This is a genomic window from Bifidobacterium italicum, assembly GCF_002286915.1.
GTDB classification, from domain to species: Bacteria; Actinomycetota; Actinomycetes; order Actinomycetales; family Bifidobacteriaceae; genus Bifidobacterium; species Bifidobacterium italicum.
The window spans coordinates 140830-164514 of sequence record NZ_MVOG01000005.1; the positions used below are offsets into that span (position 1 = coordinate 140830).

Consider the following 23685-nt stretch of genomic DNA (forward strand, 5'->3'; position numbering starts at 1 on the left):
GGCTCACCTCAGTTCGAAGGTGGTCGCGCCGATGCGCACGGGGATGCGCGGCGCGAGGATCGTCGGCACGGTGATGCGCTGCTGGTTGACCACGGTTCCGTTCGTGCTGTGCAGGTCCTCGATGGCCCACTGGTGCGAGCGTTCGTCGGGGTAGACGCGCGCATGGTGCGACGAGACGAATTCGTCGTCGAGCACGACGGTGTTCGAGGCCGCGCGGCCCAACGTGATGACGGATGAGTTCAACGGCACCGACGTGCCGGCGAGCGGGCCGTCGATGATGACGAGCAGCGTCGGCTGCTTGTCGGCCGCGGCCGACGGCGCCGCAGCCGCCGTCGGATGGTTCGGCGTCGAGCTGGCGGGGGCGGCCGCGACCGGCGCGTCGGCCTTCCTGCGGACCTCACGTTCCTTTTTGCGGCGCGCGCGCGACTTACGCGGGCTGTAGGAGGCCACGTCGCGGTACAGCGAGCGGGCGATGCTCCAGACGAACACCCACAGCAGGATGAGGAACGCGTATTTCAGTACCGCGAAGGTAAGTTCGGTAATCATAACGGCAATAGGTGTCCCGGTTTACTCCTGGTCCTGCGACGACGCCCAGTAGAGGATGCGCGTGCGGCCGATCGTGATCGTGTTGCCGTCGAGCAGCGTGGCCGCCGGCACCTGGTGGCCTTCGACGTAGGTGCCGTTCGTCGAGCCGAGGTCGCGCGCGATGACGCCGTTGTCGGTGATGTCGATCTCCAGATGCTTGCGGGAGATGCCCGGGTCGTCGATGACGATGTCGCAGCCGGAGCCTCGTCCGAGGATCGTCTTGCTCTTCGTGAGCAGGTACTGGCTGTTGTTCACCTCGAGCATCGGGCAGTCCTCGGCCTGCGCGTCGGTCGTGACCGGGACGGCATTGCCCTGCACCGATTCGCTTGTGAGCTTGAAGTTGCCCTTTGACAGTTCGAGGTCCTCCTCGAACACGACGACGACGGGGCCTACGAACGCGTAATGCTGGCTCTTCGCGTACTTCGTGAGGTTGTCGGCGAGCTCGTTGGCGAGCGCCTCGGAGCCCCATTGCTCGATGCGGTCGAAATCGGGGGTGCTCAGCTTGAAGCGATACTCGTTCGGCGCGACCGTGCGTTCACGACCCACCGGCATCGCCGATTCGTCGATCTCGCGTTCGAGCGCGCTCGTCAGATCGACGGGCTGCAGGTCCTTGGAGCCGAACTTCGCGAACACTCCGTTGACCGCGCCTTCCACGCTTTTCTCAAAACGGTCAAGAACGCTCATAGTAGTCCCTTTCTTATTCCTGTCCCATCCTACGCTTGGTCGCAAACCGCGCCGGCTTTTGCGACCGCCGGGCGAACGGCCTGCCGCGTCGGACGTCGCCGTGGACAGCACCGCATGGCGCGCCGTGCGCCATGGGTCGCATATGACTCATGATATATGAATACGTCTGTTCCCATCCTTTATACGGATATGCGATGACCTACGCGGCCGTCGCGCACCCGCCCCGCATATGCGGCGGCGCGCGTTCAGCCAACGCGCAGGGTCGCGGTGCTAGCGTAATGCGGTATGACGCAAACCACTGTGCACACGAATGATGCCCTGCCCGCCGATTCCTCGATCCCCGACTACGCCGCCGCGAAGGCGCGCACGTTGCGATTCAGCTGCGGCGCCCCGCGCGCCCCCCGGCTGCTGGGCGACGGATCGCGCATGCTGTTCCTGCGCTCCGACGGCGCCGAGGACACGGTGACGTCGCTGTGGATGGGCGAGGCCGACGGCGCCGAGACGCTGCTCGCCGATCCACGCGCGCTGCTCGCCGACGCCGACGCCGAGGACGTGCCCGCGGCCGAACGCGCCCGCCGCGAACGCGCGCGCGAAGGCGGCAGCGGCATCGTCTCCTACTCGGTCGACGCGGCCGGCCATGTCGTCGTCTTCACGATCAACGACCAGTTGTTCGTCTCCGTGCTCGACGCCGAGGCCGCGGCCGCCGACACGCATGCGCTCGACGTGCATGGCCCCGACGGCTTCGGCGAGCCGCTCCATCCGATCCTCAACCCGCGTGTGAGCCCCGACGGCACACGCATCGCCTATTCGACCGGCGCGGCCGTCATCGTCGTCGACGCCGCCACCGGCGAAGCCGGCGTCGCCTACGCGGTGGCGCAGGGCGAACGCGCCGACGTGCGCGCCGGCGTCGCCGAGTTCGCCGCGGCCGAGGAGATGGACCGCTACGACGGTTTCTGGTGGGGGCCCGATTCGCGCACATTGCTCGTCGAACGCTTCGACGCCTCGCCGGAGCCGCTGTGGACGATCAGCGATCCGGCCCATCCGGAGCGCCGCGGATTCGACCACCGCTATCCGCGCGCGCTCACGCGCAACGCGATCGTCGAACTCTACGTCGTGCATCTGGGCGGTGACCGCCTGAACGCGGAACGCACGGCGCTCGTCGACTGGGACAACGACACCTACGAATATCTGGCCGTCGTGCGTTGGGACGTCGGCCATATGCCGCTGCTGCGCGTCCTCGACCGTCTTCAGCAGCACGAGCAGATCCTGCGCGTCGACGTGCCGAAGGAACAGGACTGGAAACGCTTGGCGCCCGTCAAGGACGGCGTCGTGCCGCTGATGCCGGTCACCGTGCTCGAGACGCACGCGAACGGCCAGTGGATCGACCTCATCGCCGGCACGCCCGCCTACACGCCGTCCGGCGCGCTCATCTGCTCGATCAACGACATGGAGAACGACACGAACCGCCTGACCGTCGACGGTCGCCCGTTCACGCCGGTCGGCTGGCAGGTGCGCGCAGTGCTCGACGCCGACGACGAAACGGTCATGTGCGTCGTGCAACGCTCACCCGAACAGGCGCCCGACGTGCCCAGGCAGTGGGCGTCGACGGCCGCCGACCACGACGCGCGCAGCTTCGACGTGGTCGCCTTCGACTACGACGGCGACGTGTACCCGGTCACCGACGAACCGGGCGTGTGGAGCGCGACGCGCGCCGGCGACGGCCTCGTCGTCACCGGCCGCGACATGGCCGACCCGCGCGCGCGGATGACGCACTACTACCGCGGCGAGGCCGTCGCCGTCGCCAACAACGCGGCGACGCCGGGGCTTGACATCAACGTGCGCTTCGTTCGGCTCGGCGAACGCGGGCTGCATGCGGCGATCGTCGCGCCGACCGGCGTGCGGTACGCGGACGCGCGCTCGCTGCCGGTTCTCATGCACCCCTACGGCGGCCCCGGCTTCCAGGAGGTCACGATGAGCCAGTCCGCGTATTGGGATGCGCAATGGTGGGCCGAGCAGGGCTATCTCGTCGTCATCGCCGACGGCCGCGGCACGACGGGCCGCGGACCGGCGTGGGACCGCGAGGTGTACAAGGCGATGAAACAGGTCACGTTGGAGGATCAGGTCGACGCCGTGCGCGCGCTCGACGACGCGGTGCGCCGCATCAACGAGGCGGCCGCCTACGGCAGGCATGCATCCGGCGCCCGCGCGCACGGGCTGCCGCGCCCGGAACTCGACCGCGTCGCGATGATCGGATGGTCGTACGGCGGCTTCCTGTCCGCGCTCGCCGTGCTCGACGCGCCGGACGTCTTCGCGGCCGCGTGCGCCGGCGCGCCGCCGACCGACTGGACGCTGTACGACACCTGCTACACCGAGCGCTACCTCGGGCTCGACGAGGCCGACTACGCGCGCAACGGCATCATCGGCGACGCGCCGGCGCTGCGCCGGCCGCTGATGCTCATCCACGGCTTCGCCGACGACAACGTGACGATCGCGCATTCGCTGCGGCTGAGCCACGCGCTGATGGCGGCCGGCCGCGACCACACGTTCCTGCCGCTGACGGGCATCACGCATATGACGAACGACCCGACCGTCGCGCGCAACCTGCTGCTGCTCCAGCGCGACTTCCTCAAGCGCGCGCTCGAACGCTGAGGGGACGCGCGGTTCAGCGCCTGACGCCGTAGATGCCGGTGGCGATCGCCTCGGCGAAGACCTCGTTGACCTTCGGGCGCACGACCTTCATCGACGGCGTCAGGCACTTGTTCTCCTGCGTGAACGTGACCGGCAGCACGATGAACCTGCGCACCGACTCGGCGCGGGAGACCTCGGCGTTCGCACGGTCGACGTACCTCTGGATCTCGGCGGCGACCTCCGGCAGCCCCGCGGCCTGTTCGAGCGTGAGGTCCGCCGGCAGCTTCTGCGTCGGCAGCCAGTTCTCCAGACCCTCCTGGTCGAGCGTGACGACGGCGCCGACGAACGGGCGGTTGTCGCCGACGACGACGGCGTGTTCGACGATCGGGCAGGTGGCGATCTCCTGCTCCATCGGAATCGGCGCGACGTTCTTGCCGCCCGCCGTGATGATGATGTCCTTCGCACGGCCGGTCAGCGTGATGTGGCCTTCGTCGTCGAGCGTCGCCAGGTCGCCGGTCCTCAGCCAGCCGTCGGCGGCGAAGGTCTCGGCCGTCTTCTCGGGAAGGTTGTGGTAGCCGCGGAAGACGTTCTGTCCCTTGACCTCGAGTTCACCGGTCGGCGAGATGCGCACCGACGAGCCGGGCACCGGCTGTCCGACGGTGCCGATGACGTTGTCGTGGACGCGCGTGAACGCGAAGGGGGCCGCCGTCTCGGTCAGGCCGTAGCCCTGGATCATCGTCAGGCCGATGCCGTTGAAGAACGTGGCCAGACGGCGGTCGAGCGGCGCGCCGCCGCAAGCGAGGTATTTGATGCGCGGGCCGAAGGCGCCGCGGATCGCGCCGTAGACGAGCCGCTCGTAGAGCGCATGCTCGGCGCGCTGCTTCGCGTCCGGCCGGACGCCCTGCTGCGCCATCTCGCTCCACCCGCGCGCCGATTCGGCGGCCTTCGCGAAGATGCGGCCCTTGAAGCCGGTGCCGGCCTTGCGCGACGCCGCGTTGTAGACCTTCTCGAACACGCGCGGCACCGACAGCACGAAGGTCGGCTCGAACACCCGCATGTCGTGCGGCAGCGTCTTCGTGCTCGGCAGATAGCCGATGACGCCGGCGTCGGAAGTGAACACGAAGTACTGGATGAAGCGGGCGAAGCAGTGGGCGAGCGGCAGGAACAGCAGCAGGCGCGCGTCGCCTTCGAGCATCTCCGGGACGCATTCCGCGGCCGCGCGCGTGATGCTCACGAAGTTGCGGTGCGTCAGCTCGGCGCCCTTCGGCGCGCCGGTGGACCCCGACGTGTAGACGATCGTCGCCAGATCGTCGGCGCCGACGCCGGCGATGCGTTCGTCGAGCTCCTCGTCGGAGACCATGACGCCGAGGCCCTTGAGCGCGGCGATCGCGTCCGCGTCGAGCATCAGGATGCGCTCGAGGCGCGGGCAATGGTCGAAGACGGAGTCGAGGCGGTCGAACCGTTCCTGATTGTCGGCGATCGCCAGCTTCACGTCGGAATCGTTGAGGATGCGCTCGGCCTGGATCGCCGAATCGGTGTCATAGATCGGCACCGTCACGGCGCCGACGGCGGCGAGCGCGAAGTCGAGCAGACCCCATTCCACACGCGTCGCCGAGAATATCGTGACGGCGTCGCCCTTCGCGACGCCGAACTGGATCAGGCCCTTCGCGATCGCACGGACCTCGTCGTTGAACTGTCCGGCGGTGAGCGTGCTCCATGAGCCATCCGGCTCCTTGTTCTCGGTGAGCGGGGAATCGGCGCCGGAACGCTCGAGGCGGTCGGTCAGCAACGTGTAGATCGTTTCATTGTCGCGGACGGTGAGCGCATGGCCCGGCGTCGTGTACTCGGTGAGCATGGGGGACATCCTTCGTATCAGCCTTGTTCGAGCGGCCTCCGCGGCCGCCTCGGCCATCCTACGGTACCGTAGGGAACGTGCGCGTCGTATGAATCGACAACACACGCCGGCGTCGTTTTGTAGGGAACGCACAACCGGCGGGGACGCGCGGCCCGTCGCGCGGTACGTCGAGCGCGTGAGCGCATTCCGGCGCGCGGCGTCGGCGCCTAGGATGGTCGGTATGGAAATCGCGATGGTCGACGAACGGCATGTGCAGCAGGCGATGGCGAGGACGGTGCTTCCCGCCACGGACACATGCGCGCATGAAGGATACATGGAACCGGCGCGCGAGGATTGGGCGGGTCGCCCGTTGCCTCGGCTGCGCAGGCTCGGCAGGCTGCACTACGTGTGCTACGACGTGGACGAGTTCCACAGGCTCGGCATCCCCGGCGCGTCGCGCGAGAACCACGGCGCCGTCGTGTTCTCCCATGGCTTCTCCGAGTTCGCGGCCAAATACGGCGAGCTCGTGTGGTACTTCCTGCTCGCCGGCTTCTCGGTCTGCGTGCTCGAGCACCGCGGACACGGCTATTCGGCGCGCGACGTGGCCGACGACCAGATCGTCACCATCGATGATTGGCGTCGCTACGTCGCCGATCTCGCGAAGTTCACGAAGGAGGTGGGCGGCGCCTATGCGCGCGACGGGCGGCTCACGCTGTTCGCGCATTCGATGGGCGCCGGCATCGCGGCGGCGATGCTCGAACGCCACCCGAACATCGTGGCCAGGGCCGTGCTCTCCTCGCCGATGATCAAGGCGAACATCGGCGTGCCGAACTGGCTTGCGGCCGCCGTGTGCGGCGCGGCGTGCGACCTCGGGCGCGCGAAGGCGATGGCGCCCGGACAGCACGGGTTCACGCCGGTCATCGACTGGCGCGACGAGCGGGGGGCGTGCGCCGAACGGCTCGAATGGTACAAGAAGCTGCGCATCGCGAACACGCACTACCGGACGACGGCGGCCTCGAACGAATGGGTGCGGCAGGCCGTGCGCATCTCGCGCGCCATCCTCGATCCGGACATGTGCGAACGCATCGACGTGCCGGTGCTGCTGTTCCAGTCGGGTCGCGATCACTGGGTCAGCAATCCGGCGCAGGACGTCTTCGTGCAGCGCGTAGGACGTGACGGCGGCCGCATCAGCAAGGTGCGCATCGAGGATTCGGTGCATGAGATCTTCTCGATGCCGAACGCCGTCGTGGCGCCGTATCTGCAGCGGATCTTCCGCTGGCTGCAGTCGGAGGAGACGGTGACGGTGCTGCCGTAGCGCCGCCGGGCGTCGGATGCGTTAGAATCGCCTCGGGAAAAGCGGCGCGCGCGCCGGCAGACGGCCGCGCATGAGCACAAAAGCGGGGCGTACAGTGACGCGGAACGCACACGATGATCGAGATGACGCCAACGGCACGGCCGATGCCGGCCGCAGCGCGCAGGAGCAGGTGCAGGACCTGCTGAGCCGGTCGGCGCATGAGGAACGCGCCGATGCGGCGCAGACGCTCGCCGACGAGACCGTCGCCACGCAGTCCCTCGAACAGACGCCGCGGCGGATGATGGCCGGCGTGCTGTGCACGTTGCTCGGCGGCGCTTTGTGGGGCATCAACGGGTCGGTGTCGAAGATCCTGATGGAGGGATACCACATCGCGCCGCTGTGGCTCGCCTGCGTCAGGGAGATCATCGCCGGGCTCATCTTCCTCGGCTGCGCGGCGGTCGGCTCGCGGCGCGCGCTCGCCGCGGCCGTGAAAAGCGTGCGCGAATACCCGATGTACATGTTCACTGCGCTCACCTGCGTCACGCTCGTGCAGGTCGCTTACCTGTTCTCGATCCATTGGACGAACGCGGGCACGGCGACGGTGCTGCAGACGGTGAACCTGCTGATGGTGCTCGTCTATGTGTGCGTGCGCGGACGGCGCCGGCCGACGGCCAAGGAGATCATCGGCGTGACTCTCGCGTTCGCCGGCGTGTGGCTGCTCGCGACCGGCGGCAACGTCAGCTCGCTCGCGCTGCCGCTGCCGGGGCTGCTGTGGGGGCTTGCCGACGCGTTCTCCTGCGCGTGCCTCGCGATCATCCCGGTCATGCTCATCGCGAAGTACGGGAACTTCGTCGTCAACGGCATCACGTTCCTGCTGTCGGGGCTGCTGCTCACGCCCTTCGTGCAGCCGTGGAAGGATGTGCCGCAGCTCGACGCGCGCGGGTGGGGGCTGCTGCTGTTCACGATCGTCGTCGGCACCTTCGTCGCGTTCTGGCTGTACATGGCCGGCGTCGTGCGCATCGGCTCGATGCGTGCGACGATGCTCGGCACGATCGAGCCGGTCATGGCTACGATCACGGCCGTCATGTGGACCGGCGCCGTGTTCACCGGTACCGATCTGGCCGGATTCGCGCTCATCATCGTGATGTCGTTCCTCGTGCGGTGAACGCTGTGCGGTAGCGTGCGCGGCGCGCATGGGTGTGCCGGTTGCATAATCAAAGGTCGCCGGCGTGCGTGCGACCATACAATCGGAGACGATTACCTGAGGCGCGCCGAGGGCCTGCGGGCGAGGCGGCCTGAGGACGGGACTGCAGAGAAAGGATCGATTATGCTCTCGACGGCGCAGAACGTGACGATGGCCGTGCTCAATGTGATCGTATTGATCGCGTTGCTTGTGTTCGGCGTGTTCGCCGTGTACAACAACAAACCGAACTTCGAACTGACGCCGGAGCACCTCTACGACCAGCAGAAGGGTCAGCAGTGGGGCATCTGGGTGTTCGTGTTCATCATCGTCAGCTGGCTCGTGACGCTGCCGGGCGTGTTCTGGACGCTGAGCAACGGCTGGACGCAGACGCTGTGGTGGATCGAGCTCGTGACGAACGTCGCGTCGCTCGTGTGCTGCTGCGCGGCGATCTTCTACTACCATCGCCTCAACACCCGTCCGCATGACTAAATGACTAATCAGTCGTGTGACGGCGGCCGGCGATAACGCGCGGTAACACGCGATAGCCGCAGACGACGATATATGAGAGGCGGCCGGAATCCATTGGGGTTCCGGCCGCCTCTTGGTTTGTTGATTGCGATTGTCGACTATGCTGCGCTGTCGACTACGCGATCACTTCTGCGCTCACTCTTCGCGACGGCGCGCGCTCAGCGTGGCGACGCCGCCGACGAACGCGAGCGTGAACGCGGTGACGAGCACGGCGCCGATGTCGCCGCCGGTCGTGGCGAGCTTGTCGCTCGCGGCGTGCGCGACCTGCACCGACTGCGGCGTCTTGGAGGCGCCGGTTGTCATGCTGGTGGAGGTCGGCTTGGCGGAAGTGGTCGGCCTGGTCGACGTGGCCGGCGTCGTCGTGCCGGGCTTCGACGGGGTTGTCGGATTCGTTGGCTTCGTTGGCTGCTGCTCGGCCTTGATCGCCGCTTCGAGCGCGATCTCGGCGAGGCGCAGGTCCTCCTGACGATCCTTGAGCGCCTGCTGGGCGTCGGCGAGCGCGGCTTTCGCGGCGTCGAGCTTGGCCTGGGCGTCGGCGGCCGCCTGCTTGGCGGCGTCGAGCTTGGCCTGCGCCTCCTGAACGGCCGGCGTATTGCCGACGTTCTTCTTTGCGGCGTCGAGCGCGGCCTCGGCGGCTTTGACGTCCGCGTCGGCAGCGTCCTTGGCCTTCTTGGCGTCGTCCACCGCGGCCTGCGCCACGTCGGTGTTCTTCTGGGCGTCGGCGACCGCTTCGCCGGCCTTGGCGACCGTGTCCTTGGCTGCGTTGAGCGCCTGATTGCGCTTGGCGAGTTCGTCCTTGGCCGCCTGCAGATCGGCGACCGTCTGCTTGGCGTGTGTGAGTTGCGCGGCCGCCGCGTCAGCCGCCTGCTGCGCCGACGCCGCCTCGGCGGCCTTGGCGGTGGCGTCGGCCTGCGCCGCATCGCTTGCCTGCTTTGCCTCATCGTAGGCTGTTTGAGCCTTGTCCAGATTCGCCTTGGCGTTCTGCATCGCGGCGTACTTGGCAGCCGCGTCGTCCTTGGCCTGCTTGGCGGCGTCGGCGTTGCGGTTCGCCTGATCGAGCGTCTGCTTGGCGGCGTCGGCCTTCTGCTGCGCGGCGGTGTAGGCGGCCTCGGCGACATCATAGGTGGCTTGCGCCGTGTTCAGCGTCTCGGAGGCCTGCGTGTACTTGGCCGCCTGCTTGTTCGCCGTCCGTTGCGCGTCCTCCTTGGCCTGCTGCGCATTCGCATGCTTGGCGGTCGCGTCGTCGTAGGCCTGTTCGGCGTCCGACTGCGCACTCTGCGCCGCCTTGAGATTGGCGGCTGCCTGCGCGCTGGCCTTGTCCGCCGCATCGCTCGCCTTGTTCGCGGCCTCCACGGCTTCCTGTGCGCTCGCGAGCGCATCCTGCGCGTCCTTGAGCTTCTGCTGCGCGTTGCGGATCGAATCGACGTATTCCTGCAACTCCTGCTGGTAGACATCCGCGTCGGTGGGTGTCGTGTCGTCGACGCCGTCATAGCTGATGTCGTAGCTGCTGTTCTCCATGGCGGAGGTGTTGCGCCTGTACTGGCTCATGCCTAGGCCGGTGGAAGTCGCCTGAGGGTCGGAGCAGTTGAGGTAGTGACCGATAGTGGGGTAGAGATCAGGGTACTTTATGCTGACCTGATACGGGGTCATCGATTCGAGACCCGGATACTTACCGCTGGCAACGGCCTCCTTATAGACGGCCTTCTCCTGCGTCCACCAACCGGTGAAGGGGTCGGGGAGTCCCATTGCCAGATTCTCGGCCAGCCAGAGGTTGGTCGTCAGCACCTGATTGTGCTCGAACTGCGCAGTCGCCGCGTTCGCCTGCACCATCGCGGCAGCCATGGCGGCGTCTGAGATCTTCAGCGGTGCAAGGCCCTCGCTGGCGCGCAGCTGGTTGAGTTCCTGGATGAGCGCCACTGCGCGGAGCATGTTGTCGAGACTCGTGGCGTCCTTGGCATCCCCGATGTGCGTGTACTGCAGCCACGATCCTCCATCGGGCGGTGCGATCTCGTCTGGTTCGCTTGGATTCTTGGTGCTCAACGCCGAATCCGTCAGAACCTGCTGCGCGAGTTCCGCATTGCGATGCTCGAACCAGCCCAGCGCGCCCTTCCGCTCGAGCTCGGTCGCGCTCGTTGCGGCCTTTGTCGCCTCGTCGACGGCCTTCTGCGCCGCCTCGAGCTTCTGCTGGGCCGCCACCTTGTCTTGCGCGGCCTTGTCGGCCGCCGCCTGCGTGTCCTTCACCCGCTGTTCGGCGTCGGCGACCTTCTGCTCGGCGTCGCTCTTCGCGGTTGCCGCGGCCGCGAGCGCCTCCGCCGTCGTCGTCTCGTCGCGTTCGGCGGCGGCGAGCGCCGCGTTCGCCTTGTCGAGCGCCTGCTTGGCGGCGTCCGCGTCGTTGCGTGCGTTCAGCAGGCCGTCGCTGGCGTTCTGATAGGTGTGGGTCGCGTCGTTGAGCGCCGCGTTGGCCTGATCGGCCTGCAAGCTTGCCTGCTGCGCCTGCTTGAGCGCTTCATCGTATTGCGTGGCGGTGTCGTCGGCGTGCTGACGTGCCTGTTCCACCTTCGCCGGATCTTTGGCATCGCCGGCAATCCGTTCCGCGTCGTCGAGCTGCTGCTTCGCGGCGTCCGTCTGCTGTTGTGCCGCGGCCGCCTGCTTGGCGGCGTCCGCGCTCGCGTCGTTGGCTTCCGACGCCGCCTTCGCGGTGCTGTCGGCGGCCTGCTCGAGCGCTTCCATGTTGGTGGCGTCCACTTGCTGCTGCAGGCCGTCCACCTTCATCTGCTGCTCGTCCACGGCGTCCTGCGCCTTCGATTCCTCGGCCTTGGCCGCAGTCTGCGCATCCTGTGCCTGCTTGAGCGCCTGCGCCTTCTGCGTCTGCGTGTCGACGGCGTTCTGCAGATGTTCGGAGGCTTCGTCAAGCTTCGTGTTGGCCTTGTTGAGCGCCTCCTGCGCCGCCGCCGTGTTCGGATCGTTGGCGATGGCGTCGTCGACGGCCTGCTGCGCGTCCTGCACGGCCGCGTTCGCCTGATCGACTTCGCCGTTCGCGTCAGTGACCGTGCCTTCGGCGTTCTTCTGCGCTTCCTGCGCCTGCGCCACTCCGTCCTTGGCGGCGTCGACGGCCGCCTGCGCCTGCTGCACGGCGTTCGTCGCCGTCTGCTGCTGCGTCTGCGTGTCCGGCTGCTGCGGCTCCGCCGGCTCGTCGGCGATGGCGACCATCGGCGCGCCGAGCGTCGCGATCGCGGCCATCGTGGCGACCGCTCCGTTCACCGTCTTCATCGTCGGGAATGATTTGTTCTGCTGTTCGCGCCGCGCCTGCGCATGCTTTCCCTGTGTCATAATGACCCCCTTCAGTGGTCTGTAGTGACTGTTGCTGTTCTTCTCGGGCAGCATAATCCATCATAGACAGGAGAAAAATAGCACGCGCACGAATTGGAAAAATTACTTTCGTGCGACTATTATGCGCGCTTCTATCGTCAGTTCGCTGATTTGGGCGAGATCGAGCGCGTCGATATCGACGTTGAACAGCAGCGGCGTCATATGCGCGAAGGTGTGCACGTCGTCGGCTGCCATCGCAAAGGTACGCGAGACGGTGCGCATATCGAGGACGTTGAAGTGTTCACGGAACTGTTCGATTACGTGTTCGTTTGAATAATCGGCGTTGCGCAGCTGCTCGCGTGCGAGTTCGCGCAATTGTTCATCGTGATGCACGCCGGGGATCACTTTGATGACGATGGCGTCATCCTTCATGACGCGGTGGAATTCCGCGGCGTTTACCGGGGAGAAGACGTCGAGGATGCAGTCGATTGCGTCGTCGCGCACCGGAAGGTCGGCGAGGTTGCCGACGAACCATCGGACGGCCATCGTCGCGTCCTCGCGCGCCGCCTGCTGAATCGAGTCCTTTGAGATGTCGAAGGCGAGCACATCGGCGGCCGGATTCGCGCGCTGCACGGCGCGCGCGTAGAAGCCTTCGCCGCAACCGACATCCAGGATCGCGGCGCGCGGATTCAGATATCTGCCGACGGCGTCGAGCACGGCGTCGCGGATGTCGTCGTAATAGCCGGCCTCGAGGATGCGCGCACGGTTCTCGAACGACGCCTTGTTGTAGAACGGCGACTGTTTCGCGGCGGGCGCGAGATTGACGTAGCCCTGTTTCGCGATATCGAAGGTGTGACGGTTCGGGCAGCGCAGGCTCGCGCCATCCAAGTGCAGCGTCTCATGGCAAATCGGGCAAATGAAGTAGCGTTCGCTGTCACGGAAGCGCGCGATTTTCGCAGGATTCATGCCGCCATCCTAGCGGGAAGGGCGTGCATGCAGTGGCAGGGACGCATATTGGCGGCATCCGTGGTAGATGTGATGCATATGGCGGTGGTGTTTGCACTCGCCGGCGGCGCCGTCGCGCATATCCGGGTGGTGGGTGCATAACTGGATTGTTCGGGCCAACTGTCGATATATGCGGCCGATCACTGGGATGCATGGATGTGGCGCCCCTGCATGTGGGGGATTCTGGTCGTTTTGGTGGCCTATGCGCGGATGGGTGGTGTCGTTGTGCGTAATTGTGCGAATTGTGGAGCGTCCTGCGGCTCCCGTCCGATCGAGGCGCCGCATCACTCGTGGTTTGGTGCGAAAAACCGAGTTGTGCGGGCGGGGACGCCTCGGAGCATTGCAGGTTGGCGCGTTCGACGAGGCGCGCCATCTGGATGCGGCCCATGCACAGTCGGTCGCTTGCCGCCGACAGATATGCCTTCGCCGTCGGATTCTCAAACTGCTCTCGGATTGTTGTCACAAGGCCGCTTCCGGGCAAAACGAAATGGCTGATTCCGTTGGGAATCAGCCATTTCTTGCTGGTGCGAGCGGCGGGACTTGAACCCGCACGAGCATGAGCTCACTGCCACCTGAAGACAGCGCGTCTACCATTCCGCCACGCTCGCAGACAAATAGCTAATCTACACCATGTGGAACAGGCGTGCAACTCGGCGTGTTGCGTTGATTAGCCCTCGGTCAACGTGTCCAGGCGGTCGTTGAGCCGGGCGAGCGTCGTCTGCCCCAGTTGCGTTTCGAGCGCGTGCTGTGCGGCATCGAGCTCGCCGTCGAGCAGCGTGTGGATGTTGCGGCCGACCGGGCACTGCGGATTGGGATTGTCGTGGAATCCGAACAGCTGGCGGTCGGGGCCCTCGATCGCCTGGTAGACGTCCAGTAACGTGATTGACGTCAACGGCCGTGCGATGTGCGCGCCGCCGACGCCGGCGTCCACGGTGACGAGGCCGGCGTCCTTGAGCTTGCCGATGACCTCATGCTGAACGCCGACGGCAAGAGCGAGATCAGCTATGCCGATTACGCGATCGGCATAGCTGATGAAATCGTCACCGACCACCCGCACATCCGCGAGCGCATCTCCCTCGTGAGCAAGTAACGAACAAGTGGGCGGCGCTGCTATCCGCGCGAACCGTTCGCGTAGAAGCGAGCGAGTGTCTCGTCGCGGAACTCGTCGAAGTAGCCGCCGTCGATCGATGCGCGGATGTCGTCGAGCAGATGCACGAAGAAGTACTCGTTGTGGATCGTCGCGAGCGTGAACCCGTTCATCTCGTGCGAGCGCAGCAAATGGTCGACGTAGGCGCGCGAGTAGTGCGTGCATGTGTAGCAGCTGCATCCCTCCTCGAGCGGGCCGAAGTCGTGCTTGAACTGTGCGCGCTTGATGTTGTAGCGGCCGTCGCGCGTGAAGATCGCGCCGTTGCGGCCGCAGCGCGCCGGCGCCACGCAGTCGAAGGTGTCGCCGCCGTTCTCGACGCATGCGAAGATGTCGTCCACGGCGGCGATGCCGAGCACATGGCGCGGGCGGCTTTGCGGCATCTCGTCGCAGATCCATGCGCATATGTCGCCGATGATGCGCTTCTCCATCGCGCCGCCGATGCCGACGCCGTCGAAGTCGAGCGACGCGATCTGCTGCGCTGCGTGGCGCCGCAGATCCTCGTAGTTCGCGCCCTGCACGACGCCGTAGAGCGCCTGGTAGGGTTTGCCGACGCGTTCCGTCGTGAGCCGTTCGTGCTCGGCGACGCAGCGCTGCGCCCAGCGGTAGGTGCGTTCGACCGAGTTCTCCTGATAGCGGCGCGTGTTCATCAGCGTCGTCAGCTCGTCGAAGGCGAACATGATGTCGGCGCCGATCTTGTGCTGGATGTTCATCGATATCTCCGCCGAGAAACGGTGCAGCGAGCCGTTGAGCGGCGATTTGAACGTCACGCCGTCCTCGTCGACGAAGGCCATGCGTTCCTTGCCTTCGGCGATGACGTCGTCCGATTTCATGCCTTTCACGTCCATCGCGAGCGTCTTCTTGAAGCCCGCGCCGAGCGAAAGCACCTGGAAACCGCCCGAATCGGTGAAGGTGGGGCCGTTCCAGTTCATGAACTTCGCCAAGCCGCCCGCTTCGTCGAGCACGTCCTCGCCGGGGCGTTCGTACAGATGGAACGCGTTCGACAGCAGGCACTGCGCGCCGAGTTCGACCATCGATTCGGGCAGCACGGCCTTCATCGCGCCCTGTGTGGCGACCGGCACGAAGGCGGGCGTCCTGATGTCGCCGTGCGGCGTGTGCAGGATGCCGGTGCGCCCGTAGCGTGCGCCCCCTTTGCCTTTGCCGTCCGCGGCGTCGGGCAGCCGTGTGATCTGTTCGAAATGGAAGGCGCTGCGATCGCCGGGTTCGCCCGGTTCGGCGCCGCGCGGATGTTCGACAAGCTGCGGTGCCGGCGCGCTCGTAATCGTACTGTCTGCTGGAATGCTCGTGCTGGTCATGTGCGCAATTCTAGGGCCTGCGGTTGTCCGTCCGGGCCGATGTACGCTTGCCGCTGTTTCGTTCTGAGCAATGACACGGTGCGACGTGTTCCTGTCTGTGACGAAGGCTCGCGATTGTGCGCTGCGTGGATGATCTTTGCATGCTTACATGAATCCTCTCGCTGTAAGAACTGATTCTTTCACTGAAAGGATCCATGTAAGCATGCAAAGATAGCCGGTCACGCTATGCGATACCGGGATGAGGGGCCTGCACCCTCGTGGATGAGGCGTCCCTTGTCCTCAAGATCCTTAAGTCGCCGGTATGCCGTGATGTAGCTCACGCCAAGCAGCTCCTGAACTTCGGCGGTCGTGATTGCGTCGTCGTTCGATTGCGCGTAATCCAGAATCATCGCATCGTGGCGGGTGGAGGATGCGCCTTTCTGCCGCACATATGTCACCAGATCCTCATTGCGTTTATATACTTCTGGCGAGAGCATGTAGCTGCGTGATTTGCCGCTGCCGATAGCTTCGACGAGTCCTGTTTCGATGAGTGTGCCGATTGATGATGTAATGCGTCGTTCCTCCACGTCTGCATAGGAGCAAAGTTGTGCATGGGTGAGTTGACGGTGCTCCTTCAACAACGAGAGGATGATGAGCGACCAGACCGATAACGGGCCGCTCAAACGGCGTTCCTCTTTGGCCACCATGGTTGCGAACCCCTTATCGGGAACGATTTTGCGGGTAAGCAGCACCACCTCATGCATGTTCGAAGCCGAGTAATCAGGTTGGGTTCCTCCGGCGGACAGGTAATCCTTGTAGATGGTGTCCACGCCGCGTCCTGCCTGTTCGGCATAACCGGCGATCCTCAGGACGTTCGCTAACCGAGGATTGCGGGAGCGCGGTTGGGCGGAGAGTAGATTCTGTGCGTTGACGCCCTCGATGAATCCACCTGGGTTGGAGATGGTCATCCCCTGCTCGTCTATGGTGAATATTACGTTTTCCAGTTGCGCATAGTCGCGATGGCAGAAGGCGTTTACCATCGCTTCTCGGAATGCTTGCGGCGGATAATCATGAATATTCACATGAAGGAGTCCGCTCATGATTTCATGGTTGGTGTTCCAAGGAGCCAGCAGATCATCGATGGCGTCGAACATGTCGACGAGGGGCAACGTTATGTTGTCCTTGCTTACAACAGGCTGCAGATTCCGCAGCACGTGGAAGGATGCCTTGGCCGAGGGGACGCAGCGGTCGATGGATTCGGGTTTCCCGATCATCAGCAGTCCCGTGATAGAGGGCAATAATCCGTGGGGACTGTCCTTGACGAGCTCCAAAGTCCTGTCGAAGTCCTCATCGTTGTAGCTCAACAATGTGTTATCTGCGCGGGTCTCACGAATGTGCTCACGGAGTTTCTCGCGGGAGGCGGGATTCAAATCATCGTAAGTAGCGGTCGGTGCGATCTGATCGCTGTAATCATATTGACGCTGTTGGGATAGTCGGCTGATGAATTCTGATGGGTAGAGAGGAACCACTTCGGGGCTGCCGTCCCCTTTCAGGCGGCGTTGCGATATCTTGGCGTCACGCGAGGCTACGATCTGTTCGTTCTTGTCCACTTCGATGCAAATAACAGTTTTTTCGTCGATTTGAAGCTTCTCGACGCGAACCCGCACGGGTGGCACGGTTTTGTTATAGATAAAAGCTGCAAGTCTATTCGTGTTTTGATGGATTTTGTTGATTCCGGTTACTGTGCCGTCGTCTTCGACGCCGAGATACAAGGAACCACCTTCAGTGTTAGCGAAAGCGACTACGTTGTCGATGATTTCGTTGTCGGTCTGTGGGCGGCTCTTTTCGCTCTTGAACTCTACGGTGAGAGACTCGTGTTCCGGAAGCATCTATCCTCCTATGATTCCAAGACGATGGTTCCATCTCTCCTTTCATGTTAACATCGAATCCTTTCAGTGAAAGAATTAGTTCTTTCACTGAAAGGATTCGTGTAAGCATGCAAGGATAGCCGGTCAGGTTATGCGATATCAGGGTTGCGCTGCTTCCGCGCTCATCCGCTCCTCGTCCAATTGCGCAAGGCGACGCAGCCAGCGTTGGATGGTTCCCGCACGCAGCAGGTCGTTGAGAAGGCCAGTGCAGAACCGCTCCTGCCGCACGCCGTAGAAAATCATCAGGAACACGGTGCGCGCGTCGCAATCCGCCGGATCAACGTTGTCGATCGGTGTGCTGAGGATGCTCGCCTCCAAAAATCCCAGATAGTTGCGTGCGCCCAGTTCGGGGTGCTCTTCGGCGAATCGTGACACGGCATCCATGAAGCGGATTACGTCGTCGTTGTAGAAGAACCAGTCCATGCCGATATGAGTCGTGCCGAAATCGTCCATCCGCTCAAGCGTCGGCAGGTACTTCGTAATCGGCGTATAGGAAACCTTGGCGATTGCGTCGGTGTCGCCCACGGCGAGGTGTATCGGCGGATTCGTTAGATACGCAATCTCATCCGCGGCTTCAGCGTGGGCGTGCAGATACCACCACGGATTCTTCGTCGCGATATCCGCGAGATGATCCTGCGCATAGCGATACAGCGTGAGTGCCTTCGCAGTATCGACCGCGCATCCGACGCCGTACTCATAACAGCGCGCGAGCCGCAGCGCCGCAGCCGCCTGCGCATGGCGGACCTGCCCCGGGCCGCCGCCGCGCGCATACGCCTCCTCATACAGCGCGAACGCGCGTCGTGCGTCGCGTCTGCACGTCCTTCCTTCCAATCGCAGGTCGCCGAGGAACGCGAGCGCCTCCGCGTCGCCGAGCGTCGCCGCACGTTCGAAGCAGATCCGCGCGCGTTCGGGAAGCGGCGGCTGCTCGATGATCGGCGGCTGCCCTTTGATGCTCGCCGTGTAGCAGCTGTCGAAATAGTCGCCGTGATTGAGGTCGTCGTCGTAGATGCGGCCGAGGGCGAGCCATGCGCGCGCGTTGCCGCGGCCGGCCGCGTGGCGGAACAGGATCTCGGCGAGCTTCAGACAGTCATGATGCTGCTGGCGCTCCCAATCGCTGAGCGATTCGGTCGTGCCGAACATATCCGCGTGCGCACGCATCGCCTCCTCGAAGTAGAACATCGCGTGCTCCTGCGCCTCTGCTCCGTCGGCGTCGTAGCGGGACGCCCGTTTGCAGTAGTCGCCGTCGTCATAGGTGGAGGAATAGAACGGTGTGCCGGGAAGGTCGCGGTATTCCCGCACCCACTGTCCGTACGTCATGAGCGTCGTATCCATCACCGTCCGGTGGCAGATCGGCACGGGTTTGATGGAGACGACGTCTTCTGGCCCGTCGTTCTGCGGATAGAAGCCGATGAGGCTGCGCTCGCGGACGTATAGTTTGCCGCGGCGGTCCTTCGCGAACGAGGGGAGCGTGAGCTGGACGGTCGGCAGCACGGGGCCGATCACGAGGTCGGCGAAGCAGTAATAGAGGTCGTCGTATCGCAGAATCGGCACATGCGGGCGGACATGTCCGGGGTCGATGTCCGGCGCGCGGTCGTGTCGTAGGTGGTGCGGGCAGTTGGGGTCGTCGTTGCGCTCCATGGCAGCATCCTATCAATGTACGCCTCGGAAGGCGTTCCGCCATTGTCTGCTCCTAAGGAACTTGCCATCAAACATGGTTTTGACTCTCAACAAACATTCAGGAAACGTCAAGCAGCCGTGTTTTAACTATGTGGGTAGAGATTCCTCTACCGGTGACGAACAGCGCCGCGCGCCCGCCGCCCGCGCACTACGATGACCGGTGACGAACGTAGACCATGCATGGAGTGACGAACGGAGAGACATATGAGTGACGAGAACCGTTACCCGTGGGAGACGAGCGATCCCGACGATGCGCGGCGCGCGGACGGCGCGCAGCCGAACGCCGCATACACGGACGATGCACCGGCGCATGACGCGGCGTCGGCGCAGCAGCCGGGCGCGGCCGCGCCGTCGGACGAAGCGGCGACGCATACGCTGCCGCCGATGCAGCCGACAACGTCGGGAACCGACGACGCGCATACGTCGCCGATTCCTCCGTCCGATGCGCAGCCCGCACAGCAGCCGGCGTCGCAGGGATACCGTCCGGCGCCGATGTACGGCGCCTATGCGCCGACGACGCCGGCACAGCCGCAGCAGAACCAGCAGCCGGCCCCTGCCCAGACGCAGCCGACGTCGCCGTTCGCACTGCCGTTCCAGGACCAGAACATGCCCGGCGCGAACCAGCAGCCGCACGCCGGACGGTCGCCGTACGTCCCCTTCGGCACCGCGAACAGCGGCGCGAACGGCAACGGCACGCCCGGCGCGCCGGCGTCGCCGGCCGCGCCGTTGGGCGGCGACGACCCGCACAACCCGTATGCCGACATCGGCCGCGAGGAGACGAAGTCGCACGGCGTGCTCATCGGCGTCGTCTCCGCCGTCGTGACCGCGATCCTGTGCCTCGGCGTCGGCTGGACGGCGCTCACCTACGGCTGGGTGAAGGTGCCGACCTCGTCGTCGATATCGTCGATCTCCTCCAACCAAGGCGGCTCTGAAGGCAGCGCCGTCGTCGAGGGCGGCGCGACGCCGAACTGGACGGCCGTCTCGTCGAAGGTCTCGAACGCCGTCGTCTCGATCTCGACGACCGTCGAAGGGGGCGCGTCGAAGGGTTCCGGCGCGATCATCGACAAGGACGGACATGTCGTCACGAACAACCACGTCGTCTCCGGTGCGAAGAGCATCGTCGTGACGCTGAGCAACGGCGACCTGTACGAGGCCGACGTCGTCGGCACCGATTCGACGACCGACCTGGCCGTCATCCAGCTGAAGAACCCGCCGTCCAACCTGACGACGGTCGAGTTCGCCGATTCCTCGAAGGTGGCCGTCGGCGAGCCGATCATGGCGATCGGCAACCCGCTCGGCTACGATGACACGGCGACGACCGGCATCGTCTCCGCGCTCAACCGACCGGTCTCGGTGATGGACGAGGACAACCAGACGATCGTGACGAACGCGATCCAGATCGATGCGGCCGTCAACCCGGGCAACTCGGGCGGCCCGACCTTCAACGCGGCCGGCCAGGTCATCGGCATCAATTCGTCGATCGCGTCGACGGCGAGCAGCGAGGAGAACGTCGGATCGATCGGCATCGGCTTCGCGATCCCGTCGAACCTCGTCAAGCGCGTCGCGAACGAGATCATCAAGAACGGCAAGGTCGAGCACGTCGCGCTCGGCGTCACGATCAAGAACACGACGGTGACCGCGGACGGCGTGACGCGAGCCGGCACCGAAGTGCAGGCGCTCGTCTCGGGCGGCCCCGCCGAGAAGGCCGGCATCGTCAAGGGCGACGTCATCGTCGCCTACGACGGCCTGGCGGTGACGAACAACTACTCGCTGCTCGGCTTCGTGCGTGCCGCGGCGATGGGTTCGACGGCCAAGCTGACCGTCGTGCGCGACGGCAAGGTCATGGACGTCGACGTCACGCTCGACAAGCCCGAGGCGGACGTCAACGGTTCGTCTCGCAGCGAGGATGACCAGCAGGAGCAGCGCCGCCAGCAGCAGGAGCAGCGCAACGACCGCAACGGCGGCGGCGTCTTCGACCCCTTCGGCCTGTGGTAGACCCCTGCGGCCTTCCCGGTCGGTGCTGAGGTGGTTCGGCCCCGCCCCGGACGGCATCCCGGGATGACGCCGGACAGTGCGATTCGCACTGTCCGGCGTTCTTTGTTACAGTGAAACACGTTCGCACCATGGGAATCCCATGTCCGCGAACCGATAACTGAAGATGAACCTAGCAATCTTTTTACGCCGTGTGTCGTAAGCGCGCCAAGCCGGGCGCCGTGTTCGATGGGCTAACAAGGCGTGAAGCTGACGTTCCCGGACCCGCCGGAATCGCGCACCCGTTGCGCGGCCGTGCGCGGGACGGGAAGACGATACCGACCGTAAGGAGATGCGATGAGGAGAATCATCGATCTTTGCAAGGAAGTGCCGCTTCTTCCTCTCACGCTGCTGGCGGCGATCCCGCTCGCGCTCATTCCGCAGTGGCGCCCATGGGGCCACATCCACCCCGCCTTCGACCCCGGCGTCGGAGAATGGATCATCATCCTGTTCGTCGTCTGGACGATCTACACGAGCGTCCGCGAGATGATCGACAGCATCAGGCACGGCCATGTGGGCGTCGACCTGCTCGCGATCGTCGCGCTCGTCTCCACCGTCTGCGTGCAGCAGTACTGGGCGTCGTGGGCCGTCGTGCTCATGGTCGCCTCCGGTGAGGCGATCGAATCGTATGCGCAGAACAAGGCGAAGGGCAACCTCGCCGCGCTGATCAAGGCCGCGCCGCAGCAGGCGCACGTCGTCACGCTGCCGGGCGCAGATGGCTCCGGCGAGGCGGACATGACCGACGAAGGCTTCCGCAAGGTGCAGCAGGCCGTCGAGGACGCCCAGCGCGAAGGCAGGCAGCTCAACGCCGGCAACGGCCATTTCGAGACGGTGCCGGTCAACGACGTCAGGCTTGGGTCGGTACTGCTCGTGCTGCCCGGCGAGATCGTGCCGGTCGACGGCGTGTTGCTGAGCGGCACGGCGAGCGTCGACCTGAGCAACATCAACGGCGAGCCGGTGCCGCGCACGATCTTCGCCGGCGCGCAGGTGCTCTCCGGGTCGATCAACGGATCGACGACGATGATGATCCGCACGACGTCGCTCGCCGCCGATTCCCAGTACCAGCAGATCCTCAAGCTCGTCTCCGCCGCCGAGGAGTCGCGCGCCGCCGTCGTGCGCACGGCGGACATGCTCGCCGTGCCGTTCACGATCGTCTCCTTCGCGATCGCGATCGTCGCGTGGATCGTCTCCGGCACCGGCCTGCGCTTCGCGCAGGTGCTCGTGCTCGCGACGCCGTGCCCGCTGCTCATCGCCGCGCCGGTCGCCTACGTCGCCGGCACCGCGCGCCTCGCCAAGCACAAGATCCTCGTCAAGTCGCAGGACGTGCTCGAGAACCTCGGCCGCGTCACGCATGTCTTCTTCGACAAGACCGGCACGCTCACCGTCAAGCAGCCGCAGGTCGTACGCGTCGAGAAGGCCAAGGGCGTGCCGGCGGACGTCTCCGAGGACGAGATCCTGATGATGGCGGGCGTCGTCGAGGGCTTCTCGGTCCATGTGCTCGCCAAGGGCATCGTCGAGGCCGGGCGCAGTGCGATGGAACGGCTCGGCCGGTTGCCGAGCTCGAGCGGCAGGAAGGCCGTCGACGACCATGTGGATGCCTCCCACCGTGTGCTGCCGAACCCGAACGAGAACTACCCGGTCGTCGGCAACGTCTCCGAGATCCCGGGCAAGGGCGTGCGCGGCACCGTGGATGGCCACAAGGTGGAGGTCGGGCGTTACGCCTTCGTGACCGAGCAGGACATCGCCAGTCAGGAGGTCCGCAACGCGGCCGAGGAGGAACGCAACGAGAAGGCGATGGAAGCCGCCGACCGTGAGGCCGCCAAGTTGTGGCCCGACGAGCTCGAACCGGACGAGATGGCCACCTACATCGCCATCGACGGGCACCTTGCGGCGCGTATCGTGCTGCGCGACATCCCGCGTTACAACGCGAAGCAGTCGGTCCGGGAACTGCGTGACCTCGGCGTCAAGGAGGAGACGATGCTCACCGGCGACAAGAAGTCGTCGGCGATGATCATCGCGAACGAGGTCGGCATCACCGACGTGCGCTACGAACTGCTGCCGCAGGACAAGGTGGAGGCCGTGCGTCGGGCTTCGCAGGAGGGGAGGAGCGGCACCGAGACATGGTGGAAGCGTGCGGCCGCGAAGTTGCTCGGCGAACCGATCCACCGCGACGTGACGATGATGGTCGGCGATGGCGTCAACGATTCGCCGGTGCTCGCCGTCGCCGACATCGGCATGGCGATGACCGACGGTACGTCGACGGCGGCCTCGGAATCGGCGGAGGTCGTCATCATGAACGACGACATCGGCGCCGTGCCGAAGGGCGTCAGGATCGCGAGGCAGACGAAGCAGCGCATGCTGCAGGCCGTGCTCGTCGGCATCGCGCTTGCGATCGTCGGCATGGTGTGCGCGGCGTTCAACCTCATCCCGGTCGTCGCCGGCGCGTTCCTGCAGGAGGCGATCGACGTCGTCTCGATCCTGTGGGCGCTGACGGCGTTGTTCGACCGCAAGTAGCGGCGGCGGGGCCGCGTATTCGGGACATGGTTGCCACGGGGCCGTC

Annotated in this window: 15 protein-coding genes, 1 tRNA gene and 1 pseudogene; 6 read left to right on the forward strand and 11 right to left on the reverse strand. The window is 65.2% G+C overall.

The features are described from left to right. Positions 1-3 precede the first annotated feature (3 nt). Both B1400_RS02095 and B1400_RS02100 read right to left on the reverse strand, forming a co-directional pair. Entirely contained in the window at positions 4-546 is a 543-nt protein-coding gene (locus B1400_RS02095) for an FHA domain-containing protein FhaB/FipA (RefSeq protein ID WP_095612813.1), read from the reverse strand. A 21-nt stretch (positions 547-567) separates the two neighbouring features. Further along, entirely contained in the window at positions 568-1269 is a 702-nt protein-coding gene (locus B1400_RS02100) for an FhaA domain-containing protein (RefSeq protein WP_095612814.1), read from the reverse strand. Between the two features lie 285 nt (positions 1270-1554). On the opposite strand from B1400_RS02100, the gene B1400_RS02105 reads away from it, so the two are divergent. Then, complete coding sequence (locus B1400_RS02105; RefSeq protein WP_095612815.1) at positions 1555-3918, forward strand: prolyl oligopeptidase family serine peptidase; 2364 nt, start codon at positions 1555-1557, stop codon at positions 3916-3918. 13 nt (positions 3919-3931) lie between these two features. Here the strand turns inward: B1400_RS02105 and B1400_RS02110 are convergent, their stop codons facing one another. Further along, a complete protein-coding gene (locus B1400_RS02110) occupies positions 3932-5752 on the reverse strand; it encodes an AMP-dependent synthetase/ligase (RefSeq protein ID WP_095612816.1) in 1821 nt (606 codons plus the stop codon). A 220-nt stretch (positions 5753-5972) separates the two neighbouring features. Here B1400_RS02110 and B1400_RS02115 point away from each other — a divergent pair, with 220 nt between their 5' ends. From B1400_RS02115 to B1400_RS02125, 3 genes are all read left to right on the forward strand, one after another. Then, the gene (locus tag B1400_RS02115; RefSeq protein WP_095612817.1) at positions 5973-7046 is read left to right on the forward strand and encodes an alpha/beta fold hydrolase; all 1074 of its coding nucleotides are present in this window, start codon (positions 5973-5975) and stop codon (positions 7044-7046) included. A gap of 70 nt (positions 7047-7116) precedes the next feature. After that, entirely contained in the window at positions 7117-8190 is a 1074-nt protein-coding gene (locus B1400_RS02120; protein ID WP_095612818.1) for a DMT family transporter, read from the forward strand. 162 nt (positions 8191-8352) lie between these two features. Beyond that, entirely contained in the window at positions 8353-8697 is a 345-nt protein-coding gene (locus B1400_RS02125) for a hypothetical protein (RefSeq protein WP_095612819.1), read from the forward strand. Between the two features lie 174 nt (positions 8698-8871). Here the strand turns inward: B1400_RS02125 and B1400_RS02130 are convergent, their stop codons facing one another. The 8 genes and pseudogenes from B1400_RS02130 to B1400_RS02160 form a co-directional block, all read right to left on the reverse strand. After that, positions 8872-12066: a CAP domain-containing protein gene (locus tag B1400_RS02130; RefSeq protein ID WP_095612820.1), complete on the reverse strand. Its 3195-nt coding sequence runs from the start codon at positions 12064-12066 to the stop codon at positions 8872-8874. A gap of 102 nt (positions 12067-12168) precedes the next feature. Then, positions 12169-13011 (reverse strand): putative RNA methyltransferase, encoded by an 843-nt coding sequence (locus B1400_RS02135; protein ID WP_026644858.1) that lies wholly within the window; start codon positions 13009-13011, stop codon positions 12169-12171. A gap of 382 nt (positions 13012-13393) precedes the next feature. Next, positions 13394-13480 (reverse strand): annotated as a pseudogene (locus tag B1400_RS09895) (response regulator transcription factor); the annotation flags it as partial. A 92-nt stretch (positions 13481-13572) separates the two neighbouring features. Continuing rightward, a tRNA-Leu gene (locus B1400_RS02140) sits at positions 13573-13658 on the reverse strand. Between the two features lie 59 nt (positions 13659-13717). Further along, on the reverse strand, positions 13718-14101 hold the full coding sequence (locus tag B1400_RS02145) for an Rrf2 family transcriptional regulator (RefSeq protein ID WP_201260177.1): 384 nt from the start codon (positions 14099-14101) through the stop codon (positions 13718-13720). 59 nt (positions 14102-14160) lie between these two features. After that, positions 14161-15510 carry a tRNA guanosine(34) transglycosylase Tgt gene (tgt, locus tag B1400_RS02150; protein WP_095612822.1) on the reverse strand — a complete coding sequence of 450 codons (1350 nt, stop codon included), beginning with the start codon at positions 15508-15510 and terminating at the stop codon, positions 14161-14163. 218 nt (positions 15511-15728) lie between these two features. Next, positions 15729-17378: an RNA-binding domain-containing protein gene (locus B1400_RS02155; protein WP_095612823.1), complete on the reverse strand. Its 1650-nt coding sequence runs from the start codon at positions 17376-17378 to the stop codon at positions 15729-15731. A gap of 138 nt (positions 17379-17516) precedes the next feature. Next, positions 17517-19055, reverse strand: coding sequence for a DUF6508 domain-containing protein (locus tag B1400_RS02160; RefSeq protein WP_095612824.1), 1539 nt, complete (start codon positions 19053-19055; stop codon positions 17517-17519). A gap of 243 nt (positions 19056-19298) precedes the next feature. Between B1400_RS02160 and B1400_RS02165 the strand changes: the two genes are divergently transcribed. Both B1400_RS02165 and B1400_RS02170 read left to right on the forward strand, forming a co-directional pair. After that, positions 19299-21089, forward strand: coding sequence for a S1C family serine protease (locus B1400_RS02165; protein ID WP_095612825.1), 1791 nt, complete (start codon positions 19299-19301; stop codon positions 21087-21089). Between the two features lie 333 nt (positions 21090-21422). After that, positions 21423-23639 (forward strand): heavy metal translocating P-type ATPase, encoded by a 2217-nt coding sequence (locus B1400_RS02170; RefSeq protein ID WP_095612826.1) that lies wholly within the window; start codon positions 21423-21425, stop codon positions 23637-23639. Positions 23640-23685 lie beyond the last annotated feature (46 nt).

Coding starts and splice junctions, on each gene's coding strand:
- B1400_RS02115 (WP_095612817.1), top strand. CDS start 5,973: ATGGAAATCGCGATGGTCGACGAACGGCATGTGCAGCAGGCGATGGCG.
- B1400_RS02160 (WP_095612824.1), bottom strand. CDS start 19,055: ATGGAGCGCAACGACGACCCCAACTGCCCGCACCACCTACGACACGAC.
- tgt (WP_095612822.1), bottom strand. CDS start 15,510: ATGACCAGCACGAGCATTCCAGCAGACAGTACGATTACGAGCGCGCCG.
- B1400_RS02120 (WP_095612818.1), top strand. CDS start 7,117: ATGAGCACAAAAGCGGGGCGTACAGTGACGCGGAACGCACACGATGAT.
- B1400_RS02125 (WP_095612819.1), top strand. CDS start 8,353: ATGCTCTCGACGGCGCAGAACGTGACGATGGCCGTGCTCAATGTGATC.
- B1400_RS02155 (WP_095612823.1), bottom strand. CDS start 17,378: ATGCTTCCGGAACACGAGTCTCTCACCGTAGAGTTCAAGAGCGAAAAG.
- B1400_RS02130 (WP_095612820.1), bottom strand. CDS start 12,066: ATGACACAGGGAAAGCATGCGCAGGCGCGGCGCGAACAGCAGAACAAA.
- B1400_RS02135 (WP_026644858.1), bottom strand. CDS start 13,011: ATGAATCCTGCGAAAATCGCGCGCTTCCGTGACAGCGAACGCTACTTC.
- B1400_RS02110 (WP_095612816.1), bottom strand. CDS start 5,752: ATGCTCACCGAGTACACGACGCCGGGCCATGCGCTCACCGTCCGCGAC.
- B1400_RS02165 (WP_095612825.1), top strand. CDS start 19,299: ATGAGTGACGAGAACCGTTACCCGTGGGAGACGAGCGATCCCGACGAT.
- B1400_RS02100 (WP_095612814.1), bottom strand. CDS start 1,269: ATGAGCGTTCTTGACCGTTTTGAGAAAAGCGTGGAAGGCGCGGTCAAC.
- B1400_RS02095 (WP_095612813.1), bottom strand. CDS start 546: ATGATTACCGAACTTACCTTCGCGGTACTGAAATACGCGTTCCTCATC.
- B1400_RS02170 (WP_095612826.1), top strand. CDS start 21,423: ATGAGGAGAATCATCGATCTTTGCAAGGAAGTGCCGCTTCTTCCTCTC.
- B1400_RS02105 (WP_095612815.1), top strand. CDS start 1,555: ATGACGCAAACCACTGTGCACACGAATGATGCCCTGCCCGCCGATTCC.